The sequence below is a fragment of the Enterococcus pseudoavium NBRC 100491 genome (assembly GCF_001544295.1).
In the GTDB taxonomy this organism is placed as follows: domain Bacteria; phylum Bacillota; class Bacilli; order Lactobacillales; family Enterococcaceae; genus Enterococcus_A; species Enterococcus_A pseudoavium.
In genome coordinates, this window is the sequence record NZ_BCQF01000002.1 from 33,084 (window position 1) to 56,537 (window position 23,454).

A 23,454-nucleotide genomic window follows, 5' to 3' on the forward strand; every position below is an offset into this window, starting at 1 on the left:
ATTTCTTAGCTCAAATGAACCCCTTTATCGACGTAAATAATATCGCCAATGATTCCAGTTGCCAAGGGGCTAAGCAGGAAGGCACATGAATTTCCGACTTCTTCAATCGTTACCGCTACTTTATCCGGTGTCCGTTCTTCAGATAAGTTCAATAAGGATTGGTAATCTTTCACGCCGGTCACAGCCAATGTTTTAATTGCTCCTGCTGAAATAGCGTTAACGCGGATATTTTTTGGCGCAAGTTCAGTTGCTAAGTAGCGAACTTCAGCCTCTAATGCAGCTTTGGCGATTCCCATCATGTTGTAATTAGGGATTGAACGCTCAGAACCCATATAGGTCATCGTCACGATGCTGCCACCGTCAGTCATTAAAGGTGCTGCATATTTTGAAACAGCTAATAATGAGTAGGCACTGATGTCTTGGGCTAATTGGAAACCGTCACGAGTGATCTCCGTCACGTTTCCTGATAATTCTTCTTTGTTGGCAAAGGCAATCGAATGAACCAAACCATCAATTGAGCCGAATTGTTCTTCGATTAAAGCAAAAGCAGCTTCAATTTTTTCATCACTAGCAACATCTAGTTCGAACATGTGGGCATCTTCGCCAACTAATTTTACTAAGTTCTTTTTCATCCGCTCATTTTGATACGTATAAATTATTTCTGCTCCTTGATCGGCGATGGCTTTAGCACAACCCCAAGCAATACTTTTTTTATTGGCAACGCCGGTCACGATAATTTTTTTTCCAGTTAAAATTGACATTAAATGACACACTCCTAAATAATATAAAAAATAATATGCTCTCATTATGTTGTAAAAAGCTTTGATTGTCAAACTATTTTTTGATTATTCCAATAGACCTTGATTAAAACATTAGAATATGATAGTTTGATAATCAAATGAAATATTCAGCGAGGTGCAAAATGAAAAAAATTATGAATGTCGAAGAAATCATGGCTGCGATTCCTAATCGCTTTCCCATTTACTATTTAGATGCAGTCACAGAGTTTGAAGATGAGAAGCATATTACAGCGGTAAAAAATCTAACAATGAATGAGGATTTTTTTCAAGGCTATTTTCCGGGCGAACCAATTATGCCAGGTACCTTGATCGTAGAAGCGTTGGCTCAAGCAGGTTCATTGCTGATTTTGAAATCAGCGGCCTTTGAAGGGAAGACTGCTTATATCGGGGGCATCAACAAAGCGCAATTTTTGGAATTCGTCCGTCCTGGAGATACTTTGTTCCTGAATTTTGATATCCAAAAAGTCAAAGGACCAGTAGGAACTGCCAAGGCTTGGGCCACAGTAGCGGACAAGACTGTAACTGAATGTGAATTCACTTTTATCGTAGGGGACAAAGAGCAAAAAAAATAAATTAAACAAAGAAGCAAAAACCGATTTTCCGGATTTTGCTTCTTTAGTTTATTTTTTTGGTTCTTGTAATATTTTAATTTCACTGACTTTTACGGGTTTGGTAGGAGTAGATTTTTCGCCAGATCCACTGTCTTTTACCTCGCCAGCAGCGATTTTATCAACGACGTCCATTCCTTCGGTGACTTGACCGAAAACGGTGTATTCGCCATCAAGGTTAGGAGCGCCGCCTTTTTTATATTGTTCGATAATTTTTTCCGGATAGTATTGGATTGCCAGTCCATCGCTGACATCTTCTTTATTCGTTACGATGAAGAACTGACTGCCATTGCTATCCCGTGATTGAGAGCGGGCCATTGAAAGGGCGCCCCGGATATTGTACAGTTGATTGGAATTTTCAGTGTCAAAGCCCGCTTTCCAAATGCTTTCACCGCCAGTGCCGTCACCTTTTGGATCGCCACCTTGGATCATGAAATCTTTAATTACACGGTGAAAAGGCGTATCTTTGTAATAACCATCTTTGGCGTGTTTTACAAAGTTTTCTACCGCTTTGGGAGCTTGATCAGGGAAGAGCTTTAGCTTGATTGTCCCTTCAGTCGTGACCATTTCGACTAAATATTGATCGTCAGCTACTTTATCAGTCAGCTGAGGTAACTCTAGTTTATTTAGGTCAACGCTCGATGCTGTGGTTTTTGTAGCACTGTCTTTTGTTTCTTTAGTTGCAGAATCACTTCCGCAAGCAGCCAGCAAACCGACTGATAACGTCAGACTGACCCCAATCATTAATTTTTTTAAGCGCATAGTATTCTCCTTTTTAAGTTGTTGTCCATTTCATGATAGCAAATTTTTAAACAACTTCCTATGAAAAATCCGTAACTTTTTGTTCAAAAAATGAATCAATTTAAGCCAATAAAAAAAGGAGATCAAAAATGATCTCCTGAAATATCAGCTGACTCTTATAAGTTAGCAAATTTTTCTAACAAACGAATCATTTGGCAAGTAAAGCCGTATTCGTTGTCGTACCATGCAACTGTTTTGACTAATTGGTAGTCACCAGCTGAAGTTACTTCAGTTTGAGTTGGGTCAAAGATTGAACCTTGAGTTGTTCCAATCACATCGCCAGAAACGATTTCGCGATCGTCGTAACCAAATGATGGGTTATCAATGGTATGTTTTTTGATTGCTTCGTTAACTTGGTCAGCTGTTACTTTTGTATTAAGAATTGAAACCAATTCAGTCAATGATCCGTCAACTACGGGAACACGTTGTGCATGTCCTTGTAATTTACCATTCAATTCTGGGATAACTAAGCCAATTGCTTTAGCAGCACCAGTTGAATGTGGGATTGTATTGTCAGCAGCAGAACGTGCAGCACGTAAGTTGCCACCTTTAACAGGTCCGTCCAACAACATTTGAGTTGAAGTATAAGCATGGACAGTTGTCATTGTTCCAACTTCAATTCCGAATTCTTCATTTAAGAAGTAAGCCATTGGAGCTAAACAGTTTGTTGTACAAGAACCAGCTGAGATGATTTTATCATTTGAATCTAAAGTATCATCGTTTACGTTATAAACGATTGTTTTCATTTGTCCAGCAGGAGCTGAGATAACGACACGTTTTACACCAGCGTCAATATGAGCTTGTGCTTTTTCTTCAGATGTATAAAAACCAGTACATTCAAGCACAATGTCAACCCCATTTTCTTTTACCCAAGGGATTTTACTTGCATCTGGTTCAGCATATACACGTGTTTTTTCGCCGTCAACAACGATTGAATCTTCTGTCGCAGTAACTGTGCCAGGGTATGTGCCGTGTGTTGAATCAAATTGTAATAATTGTGCCAACATTGTAGGACTTGTTAAATCGTTGATTGCTACTACTTCAATATCGTCAGATACTTCTTTAATCCGGCGAAAAGCTAAACGACCAATACGTCCAAATCCATTAATACCTACTTTTACTGTCATAACCAAAAGTTCCTCCTTTTTTATGTCAAGCAATGCTTGATGCCTTACCATTTAATTGTGCTACGCATCAAAAATTTTGTCAAAAGATATATCTTGTCACTTAAAATTTAAACGATCAATTCCTAAAATAAGGCAGAAAAAAGAAAAAAACTTTAAGCTTCTATCAATAAGAATGGACTTTTTCGACTAATCTAGCTACAATAAACAAGACTTTGTTTAGTGTGGAGATTCAGTAGTCAGAAGAATAAAGAAATAAAGGAGGACACCAAGATGTCCATGTTTTTAGATCAAGTAACAATCGATGTCAAAGCTGGTAAAGGCGGAGACGGAATGGTTGCCTTTCGTCGTGAAAAATATGTTCCTGACGGCGGACCTGCCGGAGGCGATGGCGGTCGTGGAGGAGATGTTATTTTAGTTGTCGATGAAGGCTTAAGAACCTTGATGGATTTTCGTTATAATCGACATTTTAGAGCTATTTCAGGCGAAAATGGAATGAGTAAAGGCATGCATGGCCGCGGAGCCGAAGATACGTATGTTAGCGTTCCCCCAGGTACGACCGTTCGGGATGCTGACACCGGAGCGTTAATCGGTGATTTAATTGAAAATGGTCAAGAACTAGTTGTTGCTCACGGCGGCCGCGGTGGTCGGGGCAATACGCGTTTTGCTTCACCACGAAATCCAGCACCAGAATTAGCTGAAAATGGTGAGCCCGGTCAAGAACGTAATATTGAATTAGAATTGAAAGTCTTGGCGGATGTCGGTCTGGTTGGTTTCCCATCGGTGGGTAAATCAACGATTCTGTCAGTAATTTCATCTGCTCGTCCTAAAATCGGCGCGTATCATTTTACTACTTTAGTGCCTAATTTAGGAATGGTCACAACTAGTGATGGTCGCAGCTTTGCAGCAGCGGATCTGCCTGGTCTGATTGAAGGGGCCTCGCAAGGGATTGGCTTAGGGACACAATTTTTACGTCATATCGAGCGGACCCGGGTCATTTTGCACGTAATCGATATGAGCGGAATGGAAGGCCGTGAGCCTTATGAAGACTACCAAGCCATCAATAAGGAATTGGCTTCCCATAATTTGCGTTTATTAGAGCGTCCGCAAATTATTGTCGCAAATAAAATGGATATGCCAAATGCAGAAGAGAACTTGAAAAAATTCAAGGAAGCTTTGAAAAAAGACAAAGAAGATGAATTTGCAGATGATATCCCAGTCTTTGCGATTTCGGCGATTACGAAACAGGGACTAGATAATCTATTGAATGCGACCGCTGATTTATTGGAAGTAACACCAGAATTCTTGTTATATGACGAGGATCTTGAAGAAGACACGGTTAATTATGGTTTCCAATCAACTGAACCAGAGTTCACAATCACTCGCGAACCAGATGCAACTTGGGTACTTAGCGGTGAAAAATTAGAGAAACTATTTAAGATGACGAATTTTGATCATGATGAAACTGTCATGCGTTTTGCGCGACAACTACGTTCTATGGGTGTAGATGAAGCCCTACGCGCTCGCGGAGCGAAAGATGGCGATCTTGTTCGCATTGATAAGTTTGAATTTGAATTTGTTGATTAGAAGTAAGTAAAAAATAGTTTTTATAATCATGGACATCTCCATTGAGTTGGAGGTGTTTTTTTGTCATGCAATAAAAAAGTTTAGTCAATCTCAGAAAGTAAAGCTCACTAGGGTCCGTTATAAAAGAGGATGATTATTAATTTACTTTTAAAAGAAATTTTTGATTGAAGAATGTTAAGCACTAAAAAAAACAAAAACGTAATCAGTAAAACAGATAATCGATGTTATTTTAAAATGTATAAGCTTCTATTTTTTTAATTTTTTAGAGTATAAATGATGAAAAATTTTCTTTTTTAACGACGGTTAAAATAGTTTGGTACCGCTCCTTGCAAAAGCGTTATCTAAATAACGGAACTTGTTTAAATAGTAATAACTATTAGTTAAAAGAAATAAAGAGATTCCGAATTGTTAATTAAATACGCTAAAAGATTATGAGGGTTATATTTTGAGCAATTTCGTTAATCCAGAAACAAAATGTTCTTTAAAAATGATAATTGCATTATTTTATCCGGGGAAAAGTTTTTTAACCCAATTTTTTTATCAATAATACTAATTGTGAGTAGTTAATTATAAACTTTTTTGTGGCGTTACAAAGTATTGCGGTGTAAACTGACTGTATAACAAGTAATAATTATATTGTTAATTATTAAATATTTCCGATTGTAACTTACCGGATGTTTATTTTTAATAGTAAAAAAGGGGAATAATGCGATGCAAGTATTAATTTTAACACACAATATTTTGGTTGAGCGACCTTTAGTTGAGAAGCTACAACGCCTGAATATCGAGGTTTTAAGTTCGGCAAAATTGCTTACTATGTTGCAGGCCAAACAGATACCGCTAGAAGTTATGAGTTTTTTCGATGTTTTAGTCATCAGTGAAACTATTTCTGATCAAGAATTAATGGTTATTCTTGAAGAAGTTGGTGAAAAGTTCACGATTATCAGAGAAACCGATCAAATGCCATTAAAAGAAGACAAAGCTGAATGGGAATCCCGTGGAGTGGATGAATGGTTGCTTGAAGATGAAACACTTAGTGGGTTAAGAGAGAAGCTTGCTGAGAAGACTTTGAAGGAATCGGTTTATTCCATTGGTTTTGGCATCAGACCACAACAAGAAGCAAACGAATATGAGAAGCGCCCAATCCCACTTTGGAATTTGACACGCTCTGAGCGTGAGATGTTAAGTACGTTGATTTCAACTAAGGAAGCACCAATCAGTCGAAATGATTTAGCTATCAAAATTTGGGGAGATAGCGATTCCGCCAGTCATATGACGCGCTTGTCGACAATTATCAAACACTTGCGCAATAAATTGAAAATTGATGGCGTCGAATACGACGTGATCCGGACGAATTGGGGCGAAGGCTACCAGCTATCAAAAGCCTTTTTTGATCATTACGTAGTGGATGATCGGATTATGGAAGAAATAAAGACCGGAAATTAATTCCGGTTTTTATTTTGCATTTATTTGGTTTACATAAATAATTTATTTGTCACAGACTCTTTCTGTTTTCCAAAAGGTCGTTTTATTGCTAAACTAAGATTAAAAGAAGAACGGAGTGAGATGAGATGGAAAAACGAGTAATTATTATGAATTTCGATGTAGAATCAAAAGCGTATGAGGCTTTTTCTAAGACCAAGCGGCTACATGCTAGCAAAGTATTGAAAGGGGAGCAAATGGCGGTGGTTCACCATTCCGATGATGGCGAGCATAAGTTTGAAATTGAAGATTTTTTAGATTTTACCGGCAGTAACAAAAGTTCAACAGGTGGTTTGATCGGTATGATGGTGGGGATTCTCGGTGGACCGATTGGTGTATTGCTGGGGTGGTTCACTGGCGGAATGATCGGAGCTACCCAAGATGCTAAAGAAGTTCGCGATGCCACCGGTGTCTTTGAGTTTTTAGTGGATAAAATCGGGGAAGGCGATACAGCGTTGCTTTTGATCGCTGAAGAGGATGATAATCGTCCATTGAATCAATTAATCATGATGGAATTAGGCGGAGAAATTACCCGACTTGAATATGAAGAAGTGGAAGCGGAAGTGAAAAAAGCGCAAGAAATGGCAAAAGCATCTAAAGAGAAAGCAGTCGATGATAGCGATCAGGGAAAGTAATCAAGGATGAATAAGATTTCCTTTATTTAGATTGCGCTGAGCAGGACTTTCTTCTAAAATAATAATAATTTGATAGAAAGTCAGGAGAATTATGGAGTTAGAATTTTTAGGAACAGGTGCAGGTGTTCCCGCAAAGCATCGAAATGTCAGTGGGCTAGCACTAAAATTATTAGATGAACGAAATGCAATTTGGTTATTTGACTGCGGTGAAGGAACTCAAATGCAGATTTTACGAACAAATATTAAACCACGGAAAATTGAGAAGATTTTTATTTCTCACCTCCATGGCGATCATATTTTTGGTCTACCCGGCTTATTGAGCAGTCGCTCCTTCCAGGGCGGCGAGGAGCCAGTCGAAATTTATGGACCCGCTGGACTGGAGAATTATGTAAGAACTTCTTTACAAGTAACTAAGACCCATCTAGCCTATTCATTAAAATTTATTGAACTTAATGAAGGCGTGATTTTTAAGGATAAGCAATTTACGGTTGAGTGCATGTTGCTAGATCATGGGATTGAAAGCTATGCTTTTCGTGTGGTTGAAGCAAATCATGAGGGCATGCTTCAAGTTGATAAGTTGACAGAGTTAGGTATTCCAGCTGGACCGCTATACGGAAAACTAAAACAAGGTCAGACCGTAACTTTGCCAGATGGTCGGGTCATTGATGGTAAAGATTTTGTCGGTGAAAGCAAAAAAGGCCGGATTATCACCATTTTTGGCGATACTCGCCTTACGAAAAAGTCTAGTCAGTTCGCCAAAGATAGTGATGTGATTGTCCACGAAAGTACCTTTAATAAAAATGAAGCAAAACTTGCGCGAGCTTATTTTCACTCGACTACCCAGCAGGCGGCGACTATCGCCAAAGAAGCGAAGGCTCAAAAGTTAATGCTGACGCATATTTCAGCTAGATATTTAGCCAAGGAAGCAAAAGAACTGGAAGAGGAAGCAAAAGAGATCTTTCCAAATACACAATTAGCTAAGGATTTTGATATCGTGGATGTCCCATTTTCATCGTAAGCACAGGGAATCGGATGCTCTACAGAAAGAAGGAAACGCAATGGATTTAACAGATAAGGTGGTTGTAGTAACCGGTGGCTCGGCTGGTTTAGGAGAACAAATTTGCTATGAAGCAGCAAAACGTGGAGCAATTGTGGTTACTTGTGCGCGTCGGATCAACTTAATCGGACAAGTAAAGGAACATTGTAGCGAGTTAAGTGGCAAAGCAGCTTATGCTTTTCAACTAGATATCGCAGATCCTGCTAGCGTTGAATCAGTAATCGAGAAAATTGCAACTGAAGTCGGGCAAGTAGATGTTTTAGTAAACAACGCTGGTTTCGGTTTGTTTGATAACTTCATTGATGTTGATTTAGCGATTGCTAGAAAAATGTTTGAAGTTAATGTCTTAGGGATGATGTACTTTACACAAAAGATTGCTCTTTCAATGGTTACTAACCAGCAGGGACATATTTTTAATGTGGCTTCGATGGCTGGCAAAATGGCAACACCTAAATCAACCATTTATTCCGCAACAAAATTCGCTGTCTTAGGATTCTCCAATGCGTTACGTTTGGAATTGCGGCCAGAAAATGTTTCTGTAACAACAATCAACCCAGGTCCAATTGCAACTGAATTTTTTGATAAAGCTGATCCAAGTGGCAATTATTTAGAAAATTTAGGTGGCATCGTATTGGATCCCCATAAATTGGCAAAAACGATTGTAAATAAGATGGGGAAACCCACTCGCGAAATCAATCGTCCCTTCATTATGGAAGGAGCGAGTCGTTTTTATGGGCTGTTCCCCCATATCGGAGATTTTTTAGCAGGAGGATTATTCAATAGGAAGTAGGACGGCGTATGAAGAAACAATGGAAAGTTTTTTTAGGTTTTATTTTGGTTTTGCTAATCGTGATTTTTGCACTTTCAAATAGTCAAGAAATCCCGGTTAATTTCTTGATCAAGAAAATTTATCTATCACTAGTGCTGGTGATCATTGGTTCCGCATTAATCGGAGCCTTGGTGGTTTTATTAACCTCAGGCGCCAGTTTGTTTCAACAACGAAAAGAAATCAAAAAATTAAAACAAACGATTCAAGGTTACGAAACTGATAACGAGCAGAAGTTAGCAGAAGAAAAAGCGACTTTTCAACGTGAACAAGAAAATGAAATCGCCTTGTTAAAGGCCAATTATGAAAGTTTGTTAAAAGAGAAGGATCAGGCGTTGGCTGCACTAGAGGATTCCCAAGCAGCAGATACGTTAAAGAAGAAAAATCCACCAGTTGATTATTACGATTAATCAGGCCGTGACAATCACCCTTTGTTAAGAGATAATCTTTGATGGATTTTAGCAAGAAGCAGTTGTGACAAAAGTGGTCAGATTCAAGAAATTTCGGCTTATTTCCGAAGAAGTAACTTTTGAAACACCGTTTATTCGGAACAAGGAGGTGTGACAATAATTTTGTCACACCTCCTTCTCTTTCTTGTCTGATTTTTTTTTGCTATACTAGTACGGTTGGGAAGTGATACAGTGAAAAAAGCGAACTTTGACTGGCAATATCGAGCAGGATCACCAATTGATCCGACATTTAAAGCTGAAATGATTAAACAAGGATATAGTGATTTATTTACCGAGTTACTTTGGAAACGAAACATACATACATTAGTGGAATTTTCACAGTTAACCAAGGCTAGTATTGAGGATTTACATGATCCATTCCTCATGTATGACATGGATAAAGCGGTTGAACGCATTCAAACCGCTGTCATGGAAGGTCAGCCGATTTTAGTTTACGGAGATTATGATGCTGATGGGATTACCAGTACCTCAATAATGTTGGAGACTTTAGAAATGATTGGGGCGGATGTTCATTACGTTTTACCTAACCGCTTCATTCATGGGTATGGACCCAACAAAGAACTATTTGCTGAAAAAATCAATGAAGGAATTCAATTGATTGTGACAGTCGATAATGGAGTTGCTGGTAATGAGGCAATTGCATTTGCCAATTCACAAGGGGTTGACGTGATTGTCACTGATCACCATGAGTTGCCGTCCGTTCTACCAGAGGCCTACTGCATTATCCATCCGCGCCATCCAGAAGGGAAATACCCTTTTGGTGAACTAGCTGGAGCAGGGGTGGCCTTCAAATTGGCTACCGCCTTATTGGAAGAAGTTCCCTTAGAAATGTTGGATTTAGTGACGATCGGAACGGTTGCGGATCTCGTTTCCATGACAGGTGAAAATCGTAATTTAGTAAAACTAGGATTACAGGCCATTAAGCAGACACAGAGGCTAGGTCTTTTGGAATTGCTGAAAGTCAGCGGAGTAGATTTACAAAAACTGGACGAGACTAGTATCGGATTTTCCCTAGCCCCCAGATTAAATGCGATTGGTCGTCTAGGAGATCCAAATCCAGCCGTAGAATTAATGACGACTTTTGCGGAAGATGTCGCTCATGAGCTAGCAGAAAAATTAGATCAGATTAACAATGAGCGTAAACAAATCGTTCAAGAAACTACGGCGGCGGCGACCGCATTAATTAATCCTGAAGATTCTGTTAACGTGATTGCTGGGAAAAACTGGAATCCCGGTGTTTTGGGAATTGTTGCCGGCAATATTTTGAAACAGACGGGGCGACCAGCGATTATTTTATCGATTGATGACACAGGTACTGCTAAAGGATCCGGTCGTAGTATCGAAGCATTAGATTTGTTCGCCATGTTGAATACGATGAGATCCGAATTTACGCATTTTGGGGGCCATGCAGCAGCTGTGGGCTTAACGCTACCGGCTGAGAATATCGCTACTTTACAAACTAAAATTAATACTTTTATTACGGAAAAAGATATCGATTTAAGTAAAGGTGCGACGCTCTTGATTGACGAGACACTCCCACTGGATAAAATCGAATTAAAATTTGTTGAAGAATTAAAAAAATTAGCGCCGTTTGGGACGGATAATCCGGCTCCGCATTTTTCAGTAGATGGAAATGTTAGTTTCGTTAAACGAATCGGTGCCGATCAGCAACACCTGAAGTTCACCCTGGAAAAAGAAACGAGCCAATTAGATGCCATCGGTTTTGGATTTGGCGCTGAAAGCGAAGAAATTCAACAACCAGAGACGCATTTCGTCGGTGATTTAGAAATTAATGAGTGGAATGGTCAGAAAAAAGTTCAGTTACGTTTACTGGATTTTGCTTCTGAGGGAATGCAGGTGATTGATCGTCGAGCAAAATATACTTGGAATCAAAAGATCGAGGGGAGTAAAGTTCTATATTTGGCCTTTCGTTCACAAAGTCAAAAGTTTTTTACTGAGGAATTGCAAATGCCAATCACGCTGTATGACCAACAAATTGCCTGGAATGATTACGATCAATTGGTGGTGTTGGACTGTCCAGATTATAAAGATACATTAAAAGAATTGATCAACGAAAGTGTTTTCGATCGAATCTATTTATATTTATATAGTCCAGATGAAGCCTATTTGAATGGGCTGCCCAGTCGCCAACAGTTTGCCAAACTTTATCAATTTTTCCGGAAACAGCCACGAGTCGACATTCGGTATAAACTTAAAAATGTTTCAAATTACTTAAGAATTCCAGAAAAATTATTAGTATTCATGATTCACGTGTTTTCTGAGCTAAAATTTGTTACAATAGACGACGGCGTTTTACAGATGGTAGAGGCTCCTGAAACCCGTGCGTTTGAAGAAAGTGCTATTTATCAAAAACGCATGGCTCAGATTGATAGTGAAGAGTTTTTATTAATGAATGATATTGATACCATTAGAAATTGGCTGAAAGCCTAGGAGGAACAATCAAAATGAACTTGAAAGATTATATTGCTAGTATCACTGATTACCCTAAAGAAGGGATTATTTTCCGGGATATCTCTCCCTTGATGGCTGATGGAGAAGCTTATCGTGAAGCGACAAAACAAATTGTCGATTATGCCAAGGAAAAACAAATCGATATGGTCGTTGGTCCTGAAGCGCGTGGCTTCATTGTAGGGTGCCCAGTCGCATTCGAATTAGGTGTGGGTTTTGCCCCTGTTCGTAAACCAGGTAAATTACCTCGTGAAGTGATTTCAGTAGAGTATGAAAAGGAATACGGTACGGATACATTGACGATTCATAGCGACGCGATTAAACCAGGCCAGCGAGTGTTGATTACTGACGATTTGCTAGCGACAGGTGGAACCATCAAAGCGACAATCGAGTTGGTTGAGCAACTTGGCGGAATTGTCGTTGGTTGTGCCTTTTTGATTGAGTTAGAAGAACTACATGGTCGTGATAAGATTCAAGGATATGATATTTTAACTTTAATGGACTACTAAGAGAAAATGCTAATTAAAAAAAGCTGTCAGAAAACTGACAGCTTTTTTGGTGATCAATTAGATTAAGCGGACTTATGATAGTGATGATCATAAGTCACGTAATAAAAATCTTCGGCAGGCTCTTTGTAATAAAATTCTTCCTCAGGTTGATCTTCGGGATGGTGTTCAGCATAATGCTGAGCATATTTACGTTCGTCCCACAACATAAACCATACAAGAAACAAGCCAGAAAAAATGACGATTGCTGCTAACGATCCCAACTTACCTATCAATAAACCTAACAACAAAACGGCGATAATCAAACCAAATCTTCTTACTGCTTTCATCAATAATCACTCCTACTTCGTATTAACGAACTCACTTTCCCAAAAAGAAAGATGTTTCTTGCGCGTATTAACTAAATAAAACGCGAACGTGTGTTTGTGTATTCATTATACGAATGTTTGTTCGTTTTGTAAAGAAAAAAATAATCGGAAAGTTAATTCCGATTAATAAATATGATTGCGGTAGAGGCCAACTACTTTTCCTAAAATAGAAACATTGTCAAAAATCAAGGGTTCTAATTGGTCGTTTTCAGGTTGTAAGCGAATATGATCTGATTCTCGATAGAATCTTTTACAAGTGGCTTCATTCTCATCAGTCATGGCGATTACAATTTCACCATTTGTGGCTGTTGATTGCTTTCTAACGATTACGTGATCACCATCGTAAATACCAGCATTGATCATACTTTCACCGCGAATGGTTAACATGAAGAGGCTACCTTCTTCGCTAGACAAATCTGGCGGCACTGGGAAGAAGTCAGAGGCCTCTTCAACCGCTAAGATTGGTTCTCCGGCCGTAACGACGCCGAGCATAGGAATCACTTGCGGTGTTGCGCCAATTTTTTCTAGTCCCGTCATGGTCAACTCGATTGCTCGCGGTTTCGTCGGGTCGCGCAAAATCCAGCCCTTCTTCTCCAGTCTAGATAAATGACCATGAACCGTAGAAGTAGAAGAAAGATTCACGGCTTCTCCAATTTCTCTAACAGTGGGAGGATACCCTTTATTTTCAACGCGTTCATGAATGAAGCGCAAAACTTCTAATTGTTTGGTTTCCGTTCTTTTTGCCAATGACCGCACCTTCTTTCGTTTTTTTTAGTGTAGCATAGATAACCGAACAAATCAAACAAGCGTTCGTATTGGTTAATACTTTCAACTTATTGTTTTTTATGTATAATTAAATAGGAAAAGAGGTGCTCAAGATGATTAATGATGAAACAATTGCACGAATTAATGAATTGGCTAAAAAGAAAAAAAGTGTTGGCTTAACGGATGCGGAAGCACACGAACAGAAAGTCTTGCGAGAAGAGTATATTGCTTCATTTCGTAGCGGGATGCGCCATCATATCGAAGGAATGAAAGTCGTTGATCCGGAGGGAAACGATGTCACACCTGAAAAATTGAAGAAAATTCAAAAAGAAAAAGGATTGCATAATAGAAAATAGATATTTTCTGGAATAAGTGATTGAAAACTAAAAATAAATCGGTTACAATAGACAGAGAATTAAAGTATTTTTTACCAAAAAAGGAGGAACTATCTTGTTCGACAACATCGATCAATTAGGTGTAAACACAATCAGAACTTTAAGTATTGAAGCGATTCAAAAGGCAAATTCAGGTCATCCAGGCTTACCAATGGGTGCGGCTCCAATGGCTTATGCATTATGGACGAAACATTTAAATGTGAATCCAGCAACTTCATTAAATTGGCCAAATCGCGACCGGTTTATTTTATCAGCGGGTCATGGATCAGCAATGCTATATAGTTTGCTGCATTTGGCGGGTTATCAAGTAACAATTGATGATTTGAAAAATTTCCGTCAATGGGAAAGCAAAACCCCAGGACATCCTGAATATCATCATACAGATGGAGTTGAAGCAACTTCTGGACCTCTAGGCCAAGGTATTTCTACTTCTGTAGGGATGGCAATGGCGGAAGCTCATTTAGCTGCGACTTATAACCGTGACAGCTTTAACGTTATGGATCATTACACTTATGCACTATGTGGTGATGGCGACTTAATGGAAGGAGTTTCTGGCGAAGCTAGCTCAATGGCTGGTCACTTAAAATTAGGTAAATTGATCGTTTTATATGATTCAAATGATATTTCTCTGGATGGACCAACTTCAAAAGCCTTTACTGAAAATGTGGGTGCCCGTTATGAAGCTTACGGCTGGCAACATATTTTAGTAAAAGATGGCAATGACTTAGAAGCGATTTCGAAAGCTATTGATGAAGCGAAAGCTGAAACAGAAAAACCAACCTTAATCGAAATCAAGACGGTCATCGGTTACGGCTCACCAAAAGAAGGAACTTCAGCAGTTCATGGTGCACCATTAGGTAAAGAAGGCATTGATGTTGCAAAAGCTGTATATGGTTGGAAATATCCAGATTTTACAGTGCCAGAAGAAGTGGCGCAACGCTTTAAAGAAGAAATTAATGACAAAGGTGCCAAAGCTGAGGCTGACTGGGATACAATGTTTGCCAACTACGCAAAAGTACATCCAGAATTAGCACAACAATTCAAAATGGCCTTTGCGGGTGAACTACCTGAAAATTGGCAAGAAGCTTTACCTGTTTATGAAGAAGGCACTGCTCAAGCAAGTCGTGTATCAAGTAAAGATGCGATCCAAGCAATCGCTAAAGCAGTTCCAAATATTTGGGGCGGTTCAGCCGATTTATCAGGTTCTAATAATACTACGATTGCTGGTGAAAAAGAATTCCAACCAGATTCTTATGAAGGCCGTAATATTTGGTTCGGCGTTCGTGAATTTGCGATGGCCAGTGCAATGAACGGAATCCATTTACATGGCGGAACGCGTGTTTATGGCGGAACATTCTTCGTCTTTACCGATTACTTACGTCCTGCGATTCGGATGTCTGCAATTCAAGATCTACCGGTTATTTATGTATTGACTCATGATTCGGTGGCTGTTGGTGAAGATGGTCCAACGCATGAACCAATCGAACAATTAGCTAGCGTGCGCTGTATGCCAAATGTTCAAGTCATTCGTCCAGCCGACGGAAACGAAACTTCTGCCGCTTGGATTCAAGCGTTAGAAACACAGAATAAGCCAACTATTTTAGTTTTAAGTCGTCAAAACTTACCAGTCTTGCCAAATAGCAAAGACTTGGCGAAAACAGGCGTAGCTAAAGGTGGCTATGTGATTTCTAAAGCTGAATCTGACACACCTGAAGGTATTTTGATTGCAACAGGTTCTGAAGTGAATTTGGCGGTTCAAGCGCAAAAAGAATTAAAAGCACAAGGAAAAGATGTTTCCGTTGTTTCTTTACCAAGTTTTGATTTATTCGAAGCGCAAGACGAAGCTTATAAAGAATCTGTCTTACCTAAAGCAGTAACTAAACGAGTAGCGATTGAAGCAGCATCTCCATTTGGTTGGGAACGTTACATCGGTACTGAAGGAAAAATGATCGGCATTGATCACTTCGGCGCTTCAGCACCTGGTGATTATGTATTAGAACAATTTGGTTTCACCGTTGAGAATGTAGTAAATACATTTAACGAATTATAATCAGTAAAAGTTGAGAGGGGATACCTTCTCAACTTTTTTTGTGGAAGTTAAAAACCAAATGAATGTTTACATAATGTATTACTTTTAAACCAACGGCGAATTCACCGCTTTCAATTTTTTAGTAGAATAAAAATAAATGCGTATTCGTGAGCAAATTAATTTAGACAGAATTTATATTCTGTTATACTGTCCTTGTGCAAATGATTGCAATTAAAAAAAAGAACGAATGAGAGTGGGATGACAATGAAAGTAGTAGTAGTAGGATGTACGCATGCCGGCACTGCAGCCGTAAAAAATATTTTAGCCAATCACCCAGATGCTGATGTAACAGTCTTTGAACGGAATGATAATATTTCTTTCTTATCTTGTGGAATCGCTTTATATGTTGGTGGCGTGGTTAAGGATCCAGCTGGTTTGTTTTATTCTAACCCAGAAGAATTAGCCTCTCTAGGTGCAAAAGTGAACATGGAACACGATGTAACGAACATTGACACAGAAGCTAAAAAAGTAACAGCAAAAGATTTAAAAACCAACGAAGAAAAAGTCGTTGATTATGATAAATTAGTAGTAACAACTGGTTCTTGGCCGATTATTCCGCCAATTAAAGGAATTGAATCGAAGAATATTTTATTATGTAAAAACTATAACCAAGCCAATAAAATTATTGAACAAGCCAAAGAAGCAAAAAAAGTCGTTGTTGTCGGTGGCGGTTATATCGGGATCGAATTGGTAGAAGCCTTTGCTGAATCTGGCAAACAAGTCACATTGATTGATGGGTTGTCACGGATCTTAAATAAATATTTAGATGAACCATTCACAAATATCTTAGAAAAAGAATTAGTTGACCGTGGTGTTACGTTGGCTCTTGGCGAAAATGTCAGCGAGTTTGTTGCGGATGAATCAGGAACCGTTACTAAAGTCGTTACGGCGAGTCAAGAATTTGAAGCGGATATGGTTATCTTATGCGTAGGTTTCAGACCTAATACTGACCTATTAAAAGGAAAAGTTGATATGTTACCAAGCGGTGCGATCATTGTAAATGAATACATGCAGTCAAGCGATCCGGATATTTTTTCTGCGGGTGATTCAACCGTGGTTCATTACAATCCAACTGGTAAAGAACAATATATTCCACTAGCAACTAACGCTGTTCGTCAAGGAATGCTAGTAGGTCAAAATTTAACTGAGCAGAAAATGAAATATCGTGGGACACAAGGAACTTCTGGATTATACTTATTTGGTTGGACCATCGGATCAACTGGATTAACCAAAGAAAGTGCAGCATTGAATGAAATTGATGTGAATGTCACAGTGATTGAAGACAATTATCGTCCTGAGTTTATGCCGACAACCGAGAAGGTCTTAATGGAAATCGTTTCAGAAAAAGGAACCAATAAAATTTTAGGCGCACAATTCCTTTCGAAATATGATATTACTCAATCAGCCAATACTTTATCTGTGGCTATTCAAAATGACATGACGTTAGAAGATTTAGCCTTACAAGATTTCTTCTTCCAACCACATTTTGATCGTCCATGGAACTACTTGAACATTTTAGCCCAAGCGGCATTAAAAGAAGCAGAATAAAACAAAAACAGGAAGGAGCTCCTTCCTGTTTTTGCTTGTTTACTGAAGAGGTCATCTATTGGATTTCCATTTTTTTTAGTGTAAACTAAAATGGGAAATGGAGGATTTTAAATGATTTCATTGAAAGATTATCTAGCCGGTGGCGAGACGACAATCTCTAACTTGCTGTTACAAAATTATTCCAAACTAGGGTTAACTACAGAAGAATTTATGCTGTGGTTACAGCTTTACGCTGCGCAGCAGATCGGTGATGAGTTTCCTGATTTAACAGGAATTGCTAAAAATATGGGGAGCACAACTGAAAAAGCTTATAAAGCGTTAAACAATTTAGTGGAGAAAGAGTTTGTTACTTTAGAAACAAAATTAGATGACCAGGGACGACAAAGTGATCGTTACAATTTACTGCCAGCCTTTGAGAAATTGTCGAACTTGAAGGAACAAGCCCGCTTTGAGGCAGAGGAGCAAAATGATTTAGCAGCCCAAAAGAAAATGTTGCGTTCTTTTGAACAAGAATTTGGCCGGCCGCTTTCACCGATTGAGTACCAAAAGATTGGTTATTGGCTGAACGAAGACCACTATACGCCTTCATTGATCGAGTTAGCGTTGCAAGAGGCCGTCTTAAATCAAGCCTATAATTTTAAGTATATCGAGACAGTACTTCAAAGCTGGGAAAAGAAAAATATCCGTTCAAAGGCGCAGGTCGAAGAAGAACAGCGTCGTCGTAAACAAATCTTATTGCAAAAAGAAGAGCAGAATCAAACCGAAGAACTTCCTAAAGTTTCTTTGTACAATTGGCTAGAAAGGAAAGATCCCGATGCTGAGTAAAGAAAAGACGATGGAAGCTTTGTCGCGAATGTATGAAATGTTTCCTGATGCAGTGGGAGAACTTCACTCTGATTCTCCTTTCCAATTACTAATTGCGGTGATTCTAAGTGCTCAAGCGACAGATGTTTCAGTCAATAAAGCGACCCCGGCACTATTTGCGGCATATCCGACTCCGGAGGCATTAGCCCAAGCACCACTAGACGATATCATCGCAAAAATCAAAACGATTGGATTATATCGCAACAAGGCTAAAAATATTAAAGCTTGTGCGCAAATGCTATTGGATAATTATGACGGAGTTGTTCCTCAGACAAGAGAAGAATTGATCAAGCTACCGGGAGTCGGAAGAAAGACTGCTAACGTTGTATTAGGGGATGCCTTTGGTGTACCGGCAATTGCAGTAGATACCCATGTTGAGCGTGTAACGAAACGCTTGCGGATAGTTAAACTGAATGCTTCTGTAACTGAGGTAGAAACGACGTTAATGCGCAAAATTCCAAAAGAATTGTGGGTGAAGAGTCACCATACACTGATTTTCTTTGGTCGTTATCACTGTACGGCACGCGCGCCAAAATGTGAAATTTGTCCATTATTAGATCTATGCCAAGATGGTAAAGAACGTTTAAAAGCCACTCGAAAATAATTCGAGTGGCTTTTTTTAATTGCTACCTGATGGTTGGCTTGGTTCCGGCGTCGGATCTGGTGGAGCCGCACTAGATGAAGGTTCCGACGGTTGTGGTGCACTGGATGAAGACGGCGTTGGTGCAGGTTCTGAACTTACCGGAGTATCAGTACTTGCTGGTGTCTCAACTGTAGATGACTCTGAAACACTTGGCACTGTCTCAACACTGCTACTTGGTTCGGTTGATTGACTATAGGAAGTATTATTGTAATAAGGATTTTGAACAGATGAACGAGGAGCCACCGGCACATTTGCTGCCCCTTTAACATAGAGCTCGTTTCCATTTCTAATCACATCATCGGGCATTACCCAGTCTTCGTTAGAGACACTTTCTGAAGCGTAGCTCATCATCTCTCGGTAAACATATTGTGCGATATTTTCAGATTCAGAAGTGATCGGTGTCATACGATTGTCATAGCCCGCCCAGATAGATAGTGAGTAGTGAGGGGTATAACCTGTAAACATGACCTCTGGTGAAATGGCTCCTGAATGGGGTATTTTAGCTAGTTCATCATCTGTGTAATTAGATGTTCCGGTTTTACCAGCTTGGAACAAATTAGGAATTTGTGCATACGCTCCAGTTCCCTTAGCGATAACATCTTTCAAGATATCAGTTATCATATACGCTGTGTAAGGTTCCATTGCTTTTTTACCTTCACTTGAGAAAGTCTGTTCAGACCCGTCTTGATATTTGATTTTGTTGATATAAAGCGGTTCATTGTAAGTTCCGCCATTAGCAAAGGCTGCATAAGCTGCCGCCATCTTTTCAGTAGAAATCCCATATTTTGTGCCGTCTTGTGTTTCTGTATTACTTGAAATCGCATTGGCTTGTTGAATTTCTTTATACTGAATGCCTAGTTTTTTCAAGAATTTTGCTACATTGTCTGGCCCAACTTCGTTGAAAACTTTTACCGCTGGAACATTTCGCGAATCATATAGCGCCTGCCGTAAAGTAATGCGTCCTTTATAGGAAAGATCCCAATTTTTCACTTCCGTTTTGGTACCTTCATAATAGTAAGGTGCATCATCAATATAGGTTCCGGTAGATTGTTGTTTGTATTCAAAAAGCGGACCATAATCAGTGATTGGTTTAACAGTAGAACCAAAATCACGGGAAGTGTTGACTGCTCGGTTCATCCCAAGATAAACATCATCGGGAATATTACGGCCGCCAATTTGTGCTGTAACTTTACCAGTTTGACTATCGACTAAAGTAGCTGCGATTTGCAATTCTTCATCTGGATACTGAACATATTCGTCACCATTGACAATCGAATAGAGTCGATTCTGGGCAGCAGTGTCCAAATTAGTATAAATATCTAAACCATCGGTATAAACATTTTTACCGGTTTTTTCTTCAACTTGAGCGATGACTTCTTTGACGTAATTATCCGCCACTTTTCGTTCTTGATTATCCGCCTCTAGAGGTAATAACCCTTGATCAATGGGCTCTTGGGTTGCTTTATCATATTCGGCTTGAGTAATTTTTTTGTTGGTCTGCATCGTATACAGTACGGTATCACGTCGTTCCTTTGCCGCTTCCGGATGTCTATATGGATCATAGGAGTTAGGGGCTTGAGGCATCCCGGCTAATAAGGCGGTTTGAGCAATGGTTAGATGCTGTAATTCTTTTCCAAAATAGGTTTCTGCGGCTGTTTCCATGCCGTAGAGACCATTTGCCATATAAACTTTATTGATGTAATAAGTCAAAATCTCTTGTTTTGAGTGTTTCTTTTCTAATTGAATAGCTAACCAAGCTTCTTGTGCCTTGCGGCGTAAAGTTTGATCGGAAGCTTTGGTTGAGAAAAAGGAAAGTTTTACTAGTTGCTGGGTTAAGGTACTCCCACCTTGTAGTCCGTCTTTATTGGTAATATTGTGGACGAGTGAGCCCATGATACGGACAGGATCTACGCCATTGTGTTTAAAGAACCGTCGATCCTCAACTGAAACGATGGCATCATCTAATTCCTGTGGGATTTCGGTAGCACTAACTTTTTCCCTTTTTTCAGCACCTAGATCTTCAAATATATTTCCGTCTGTGTCATAAAGTTTGGATGAAACAGTAGCATCCAATTTTTTTTCGCTTAACTCAGGAGCATCTTTTACATAGAAGAAAAAGGTTCCAATACCAGCTAGTAAAGCTATACAAAGTAAGCTGACAATTCCAATCGCGATCTTCAATCCAATATGACGACCTGCTTTATTTTTTTGTTTAAGTTTCGGTTTCTTACCTGAAGAGGTTCGCGAATTTTTTTGCGAACGAGAGGTATTAGCCATGTGATTTACTCCTTTTTTCAAGATATTGTTCCACTGCTGCTAAGTAGGGGATTCTTGGCGCAATCTTCGGTGCGATCTCGATACCAACTTCTTCGATTGTTTTCAGTGGTATTGATTTTTTACCATTTTCTTGGCTATCCCAGAAAAATATCAATTCTTCGGCAGCAAGAAAAAAGCAGCGGCTTAAGCTTGAGAACCAAAGTAACACAAAACAAACGGCATCTTGTCTCAAACATTGCTGCATATGGGTGATTTGATGCTGATGAAAATTCTTCAAGGGGAAAGAAGCTTTATTTTTAGTTTCTTTTGCTTCAAAGTCTAAATAGTAGCCATGATAGACCCCGTTATAATCGGTAGTTGAAGCTTGTCGAAAATAAGCCTCTTTGATAACGGCGGCACTGCGCTTCGGGTAATCAACTTTAACAATTTGAAGTGGAGTTGGCTTTTTATGGACAACTGCCTTATCATGAGTTAAGTAGTATTCATTGCTTTGATTGATTGCGTCTTCAAAGCGCATCCCCCGATTAGCAAACGTCGTCTCTTTTTGCAATGAGTGTTCTCCTGAATTCTTTTGTGAAAATAATTGACCGTTAGGATAGTGGAAGGCCATGTTTTTATCACACTCCTGTTTGCTATTATAGCAAATTTTTTTAGAAAATATTTTATTTTTAAGTGAAAGTAAGGAAAATGAAATGAATGATACAATTCAACGATTATACGTAACTGGATATCAAAGCTATGAACTAGGAATTTTTAGCGAACAGGACCCTCGTGTCCAAGTCATTAAGAATGTTTTAAAAAGAGAATTGATTGGTTTAATTGAAAACGGGTTAGAGTGGATCATGATCAGCGGCAGTCTCGGCACAGAGATATGGACAGGACAAATAGTCAACGAATTAAAGCAAGACTATCCCGAAATTAAATTAGCAATTATTTTTCCTTTTGAAAGCTTCGGAAATAACTGGAAAGAACAGAATCAATTACTTTTAAGTGAAGTGAGTCAGACCGCCGACTTCGTTGATGCAGTCAGCCATCAACCCTATCAAAATCCCGGACAATTTAAAAATCATGTAAATTTTTTGTTGCAGCATACAGATGCTACACTGTTGGTATATGATAATGAGTATCCTGGCAAAAGCAAATTTTTCTTAGCAGATGTCGAAAAATATCAAGCGCAAAATTCTTATGAATTACTTACAATCACCATGGATGATTTAGAAAATTCCTCAGACTTTGGGGATAGTGTTTGATTTCCTCAAGTATATCGGCTAGAATATATTAGAAAGTAAATTAAGTTTAGATTTAATGAGGTGGAAAAATGGCGAATGTAATCTATACTCCAAACGATATTCTGGAGCAAGAATTTAAAACAAAAATGCGCGGCTACGATCCGATCGAAGTTGATGAATTTTTGGACAATGTAATAAAAGATTATGAAGCTTATAACAAAGATTTATTAACTTTAAGAGAAGAAAATGACCGGTTAAAAGCCAAGATTGAACAACTATCAAAAGCTCAGCCAGCACCTTCACGTGTGAAAGAAGCAGCGCCTAAGAGTTCTGCGGTTACGAATTTTGATATTTTAAAACGGTTATCAAATCTTGAAAGAGAAGTATTTGGTAAAAAATTGGATCAGCAAGCATCAGCTCAAGCTAGTTCTTCTGATTTAAGTCAAAATTATACCCAAGATGAGAACGACATCGAAAAAACTCGCCAATTTTAAATTTGAATGATGCAATTTTCGGGTGATCGCGGTTTGCTATACGCAAGCTGAGGAAAGTCCATGCTCGCACAGACTGAGATGTTTGTAGTGTTCGTGCTTAGCGAAACCATAAGCTAAGGTACTTCTTAAGAAGTAACGGCAGAAAAAAGGGCTAAGGAGCAATCTATGCCTGAGTATTCTTGAAAGTGCCACAGTGACGAAGCATTTTGAGAAATCAAAATGGTGGAACGCGGTAAACCCCTCGAGCGAGCAACCCAAACAATGGTAGGGGCGCTTTTTCTAAGGAAATGAACGATGAAAGAGACGGCAATTATGCCGGAGATAGATGATTACCACGACGATCACACTTCCCTGAGTTGATCGCCGTACAAAACATGGCTTACAGAAAATTGCAGCAATTCAGGGTGTGCCTTCCAA

The 23,454-nt window shown here is 39.1% G+C and carries 23 protein-coding genes and 1 other RNA gene; 17 read left to right on the forward strand and 7 right to left on the reverse strand.

Annotation, left to right across the window (positions count from 1 at the left end; all coding sequences use genetic code 11):
* Positions 1 to 5 precede the first annotated feature (5 nt).
* Positions 6 to 761: an enoyl-ACP reductase FabI gene (gene fabI, locus EP1_RS01275; protein WP_067622133.1), complete on the reverse strand. Its 756-nt coding sequence runs from the start codon at positions 759 to 761 to the stop codon at positions 6 to 8.
* Positions 762 to 922: 161 nt separating this feature from the next.
* Here fabI and fabZ point away from each other — a divergent pair, with 161 nt between their 5' ends.
* Positions 923 to 1,372: a 3-hydroxyacyl-ACP dehydratase FabZ gene (gene fabZ / locus EP1_RS01280; protein WP_067622136.1), complete on the forward strand. Its 450-nt coding sequence runs from the start codon at positions 923 to 925 to the stop codon at positions 1,370 to 1,372.
* Positions 1,373 to 1,420: 48 nt separating this feature from the next.
* Here fabZ and EP1_RS01285 read toward each other — a convergent pair whose 3' ends face one another.
* Together EP1_RS01285 and gap are read right to left on the reverse strand one after the other, a co-directional pair.
* Complete coding sequence (locus EP1_RS01285; protein ID WP_067622138.1) at positions 1,421 to 2,170, reverse strand: peptidylprolyl isomerase; 750 nt, start codon at positions 2,168 to 2,170, stop codon at positions 1,421 to 1,423.
* A gap of 155 nt (positions 2,171 to 2,325) precedes the next feature.
* Positions 2,326 to 3,336: a type I glyceraldehyde-3-phosphate dehydrogenase gene (gene gap / locus EP1_RS01290; protein WP_067622141.1), complete on the reverse strand. Its 1,011-nt coding sequence runs from the start codon at positions 3,334 to 3,336 to the stop codon at positions 2,326 to 2,328.
* Between the two features lie 270 nt (positions 3,337 to 3,606).
* On the opposite strand from gap, the gene obgE reads away from it, so the two are divergent.
* From obgE to EP1_RS01330, 8 genes are all read left to right on the forward strand, one after another.
* The gene (gene obgE, locus EP1_RS01295; RefSeq protein ID WP_067622144.1) at positions 3,607 to 4,920 is read left to right on the forward strand and encodes a GTPase ObgE; all 1,314 of its coding nucleotides are present in this window, start codon (positions 3,607 to 3,609) and stop codon (positions 4,918 to 4,920) included.
* A gap of 711 nt (positions 4,921 to 5,631) precedes the next feature.
* Positions 5,632 to 6,366 carry a winged helix-turn-helix domain-containing protein gene (locus tag EP1_RS01300; protein WP_067622147.1) on the forward strand — a complete coding sequence of 245 codons (735 nt, stop codon included), beginning with the start codon at positions 5,632 to 5,634 and terminating at the stop codon, positions 6,364 to 6,366.
* Between the two features lie 125 nt (positions 6,367 to 6,491).
* Positions 6,492 to 7,037, forward strand: coding sequence for a DUF456 domain-containing protein (locus EP1_RS01305; RefSeq protein ID WP_067622150.1), 546 nt, complete (start codon positions 6,492 to 6,494; stop codon positions 7,035 to 7,037).
* A gap of 91 nt (positions 7,038 to 7,128) precedes the next feature.
* On the forward strand, positions 7,129 to 8,055 hold the full coding sequence (gene rnz, locus EP1_RS01310; protein WP_067622153.1) for a ribonuclease Z: 927 nt from the start codon (positions 7,129 to 7,131) through the stop codon (positions 8,053 to 8,055).
* Positions 8,056 to 8,095: 40 nt separating this feature from the next.
* Positions 8,096 to 8,884, forward strand: coding sequence for an SDR family NAD(P)-dependent oxidoreductase (locus tag EP1_RS01315; RefSeq protein WP_067622156.1), 789 nt, complete (start codon positions 8,096 to 8,098; stop codon positions 8,882 to 8,884).
* 8 nt (positions 8,885 to 8,892) lie between these two features.
* The gene (locus EP1_RS01320; protein WP_067622159.1) at positions 8,893 to 9,330 is read left to right on the forward strand and encodes a LapA family protein; all 438 of its coding nucleotides are present in this window, start codon (positions 8,893 to 8,895) and stop codon (positions 9,328 to 9,330) included.
* Between the two features lie 231 nt (positions 9,331 to 9,561).
* Positions 9,562 to 11,841 carry a single-stranded-DNA-specific exonuclease RecJ gene (recJ, locus tag EP1_RS01325; RefSeq protein WP_067622162.1) on the forward strand — a complete coding sequence of 760 codons (2,280 nt, stop codon included), beginning with the start codon at positions 9,562 to 9,564 and terminating at the stop codon, positions 11,839 to 11,841.
* A 14-nt stretch (positions 11,842 to 11,855) separates the two neighbouring features.
* Positions 11,856 to 12,368 carry an adenine phosphoribosyltransferase gene (locus tag EP1_RS01330; protein ID WP_067622165.1) on the forward strand — a complete coding sequence of 171 codons (513 nt, stop codon included), beginning with the start codon at positions 11,856 to 11,858 and terminating at the stop codon, positions 12,366 to 12,368.
* 62 nt (positions 12,369 to 12,430) lie between these two features.
* On the opposite strand, the gene EP1_RS01335 is transcribed toward EP1_RS01330, so the two are convergent.
* Together EP1_RS01335 and lexA are read right to left on the reverse strand one after the other, a co-directional pair.
* Positions 12,431 to 12,694: a hypothetical protein gene (locus EP1_RS01335; protein WP_067622168.1), complete on the reverse strand. Its 264-nt coding sequence runs from the start codon at positions 12,692 to 12,694 to the stop codon at positions 12,431 to 12,433.
* A gap of 162 nt (positions 12,695 to 12,856) precedes the next feature.
* Positions 12,857 to 13,480, reverse strand: a complete 624-nt coding sequence (gene lexA, locus EP1_RS01340) for a transcriptional repressor LexA (RefSeq protein WP_067622171.1) — start codon at positions 13,478 to 13,480, stop codon at positions 12,857 to 12,859.
* 131 nt (positions 13,481 to 13,611) lie between these two features.
* On the opposite strand from lexA, the gene EP1_RS01345 reads away from it, so the two are divergent.
* From EP1_RS01345 to nth, 5 genes are all read left to right on the forward strand, one after another.
* On the forward strand, positions 13,612 to 13,854 hold the full coding sequence (locus EP1_RS01345; protein ID WP_067622174.1) for a DUF896 family protein: 243 nt from the start codon (positions 13,612 to 13,614) through the stop codon (positions 13,852 to 13,854).
* 94 nt (positions 13,855 to 13,948) lie between these two features.
* Positions 13,949 to 15,943 (forward strand): transketolase, encoded by a 1,995-nt coding sequence (tkt, locus tag EP1_RS01350; protein ID WP_067622178.1) that lies wholly within the window; start codon positions 13,949 to 13,951, stop codon positions 15,941 to 15,943.
* A 243-nt stretch (positions 15,944 to 16,186) separates the two neighbouring features.
* Positions 16,187 to 17,530 carry an FAD-dependent oxidoreductase gene (locus EP1_RS01355; RefSeq protein WP_067622182.1) on the forward strand — a complete coding sequence of 448 codons (1,344 nt, stop codon included), beginning with the start codon at positions 16,187 to 16,189 and terminating at the stop codon, positions 17,528 to 17,530.
* Between the two features lie 111 nt (positions 17,531 to 17,641).
* A complete protein-coding gene (locus EP1_RS01360; RefSeq protein ID WP_067622186.1) occupies positions 17,642 to 18,355 on the forward strand; it encodes a DnaD domain protein in 714 nt (237 codons plus the stop codon).
* Positions 18,345 to 18,998: an endonuclease III gene (gene nth, locus EP1_RS01365; RefSeq protein ID WP_067622189.1), complete on the forward strand. Its 654-nt coding sequence runs from the start codon at positions 18,345 to 18,347 to the stop codon at positions 18,996 to 18,998. Before EP1_RS01360 ends, nth begins: the two co-directional genes overlap by 11 nt.
* 15 nt (positions 18,999 to 19,013) lie before the next feature.
* Here the strand turns inward: nth and EP1_RS01370 are convergent, their stop codons facing one another.
* On the reverse strand, positions 19,014 to 21,314 hold the full coding sequence (locus EP1_RS01370; RefSeq protein WP_067622193.1) for a PBP1A family penicillin-binding protein: 2,301 nt from the start codon (positions 21,312 to 21,314) through the stop codon (positions 19,014 to 19,016).
* Positions 21,307 to 21,924 carry a Holliday junction resolvase RecU gene (gene recU, locus EP1_RS01375; RefSeq protein ID WP_067622196.1) on the reverse strand — a complete coding sequence of 206 codons (618 nt, stop codon included), beginning with the start codon at positions 21,922 to 21,924 and terminating at the stop codon, positions 21,307 to 21,309. Before recU ends, EP1_RS01370 begins: the two co-directional genes overlap by 8 nt.
* Positions 21,925 to 22,006: 82 nt before the next feature.
* Between recU and EP1_RS01380 the strand changes: the two genes are divergently transcribed.
* From EP1_RS01380 to rnpB, 3 genes are all read left to right on the forward strand, one after another.
* Entirely contained in the window at positions 22,007 to 22,564 is a 558-nt protein-coding gene (locus EP1_RS01380) for an SLOG family protein (protein ID WP_067622200.1), read from the forward strand.
* A gap of 68 nt (positions 22,565 to 22,632) precedes the next feature.
* Positions 22,633 to 23,037, forward strand: coding sequence for a cell division regulator GpsB (gene gpsB / locus EP1_RS01385; RefSeq protein ID WP_067622204.1), 405 nt, complete (start codon positions 22,633 to 22,635; stop codon positions 23,035 to 23,037).
* Between the two features lie 14 nt (positions 23,038 to 23,051).
* Positions 23,052 to 23,424: RNase P RNA component class B (gene rnpB / locus EP1_RS01390), an RNA gene on the forward strand.
* The last annotated feature ends 30 nt before the right edge of the window (positions 23,425 to 23,454 follow it).

Bases quoted from the DNA above. Each gene is read 5' to 3' on its own strand.
- gpsB (WP_067622204.1), top strand. From the start codon at position 22,633: ATGGCGAATGTAATCTATACTCCAAACGATATTCTGGAGCAAGAATTT.
- EP1_RS01335 (WP_067622168.1), bottom strand. From the start codon at position 12,694: ATGAAAGCAGTAAGAAGATTTGGTTTGATTATCGCCGTTTTGTTGTTA.
- EP1_RS01285 (WP_067622138.1), bottom strand. From the start codon at position 2,170: ATGCGCTTAAAAAAATTAATGATTGGGGTCAGTCTGACGTTATCAGTC.
- EP1_RS01345 (WP_067622174.1), top strand. From the start codon at position 13,612: ATGATTAATGATGAAACAATTGCACGAATTAATGAATTGGCTAAAAAG.
- EP1_RS01370 (WP_067622193.1), bottom strand. From the start codon at position 21,314: ATGGCTAATACCTCTCGTTCGCAAAAAAATTCGCGAACCTCTTCAGGT.
- EP1_RS01360 (WP_067622186.1), top strand. From the start codon at position 17,642: ATGATTTCATTGAAAGATTATCTAGCCGGTGGCGAGACGACAATCTCT.
- EP1_RS01315 (WP_067622156.1), top strand. From the start codon at position 8,096: ATGGATTTAACAGATAAGGTGGTTGTAGTAACCGGTGGCTCGGCTGGT.
- EP1_RS01330 (WP_067622165.1), top strand. From the start codon at position 11,856: ATGAACTTGAAAGATTATATTGCTAGTATCACTGATTACCCTAAAGAA.
- fabI (WP_067622133.1), bottom strand. From the start codon at position 761: ATGTCAATTTTAACTGGAAAAAAAATTATCGTGACCGGCGTTGCCAAT.
- EP1_RS01320 (WP_067622159.1), top strand. From the start codon at position 8,893: ATGAAGAAACAATGGAAAGTTTTTTTAGGTTTTATTTTGGTTTTGCTA.
- gap (WP_067622141.1), bottom strand. From the start codon at position 3,336: ATGACAGTAAAAGTAGGTATTAATGGATTTGGACGTATTGGTCGTTTA.
- fabZ (WP_067622136.1), top strand. From the start codon at position 923: ATGAAAAAAATTATGAATGTCGAAGAAATCATGGCTGCGATTCCTAAT.
- EP1_RS01380 (WP_067622200.1), top strand. From the start codon at position 22,007: ATGAATGATACAATTCAACGATTATACGTAACTGGATATCAAAGCTAT.
- EP1_RS01305 (WP_067622150.1), top strand. From the start codon at position 6,492: ATGGAAAAACGAGTAATTATTATGAATTTCGATGTAGAATCAAAAGCG.
- recU (WP_067622196.1), bottom strand. From the start codon at position 21,924: ATGGCCTTCCACTATCCTAACGGTCAATTATTTTCACAAAAGAATTCA.
- rnz (WP_067622153.1), top strand. From the start codon at position 7,129: ATGGAGTTAGAATTTTTAGGAACAGGTGCAGGTGTTCCCGCAAAGCAT.
- EP1_RS01355 (WP_067622182.1), top strand. From the start codon at position 16,187: ATGAAAGTAGTAGTAGTAGGATGTACGCATGCCGGCACTGCAGCCGTA.
- obgE (WP_067622144.1), top strand. From the start codon at position 3,607: ATGTCCATGTTTTTAGATCAAGTAACAATCGATGTCAAAGCTGGTAAA.
- nth (WP_067622189.1), top strand. From the start codon at position 18,345: ATGCTGAGTAAAGAAAAGACGATGGAAGCTTTGTCGCGAATGTATGAA.
- EP1_RS01300 (WP_067622147.1), top strand. From the start codon at position 5,632: ATGCAAGTATTAATTTTAACACACAATATTTTGGTTGAGCGACCTTTA.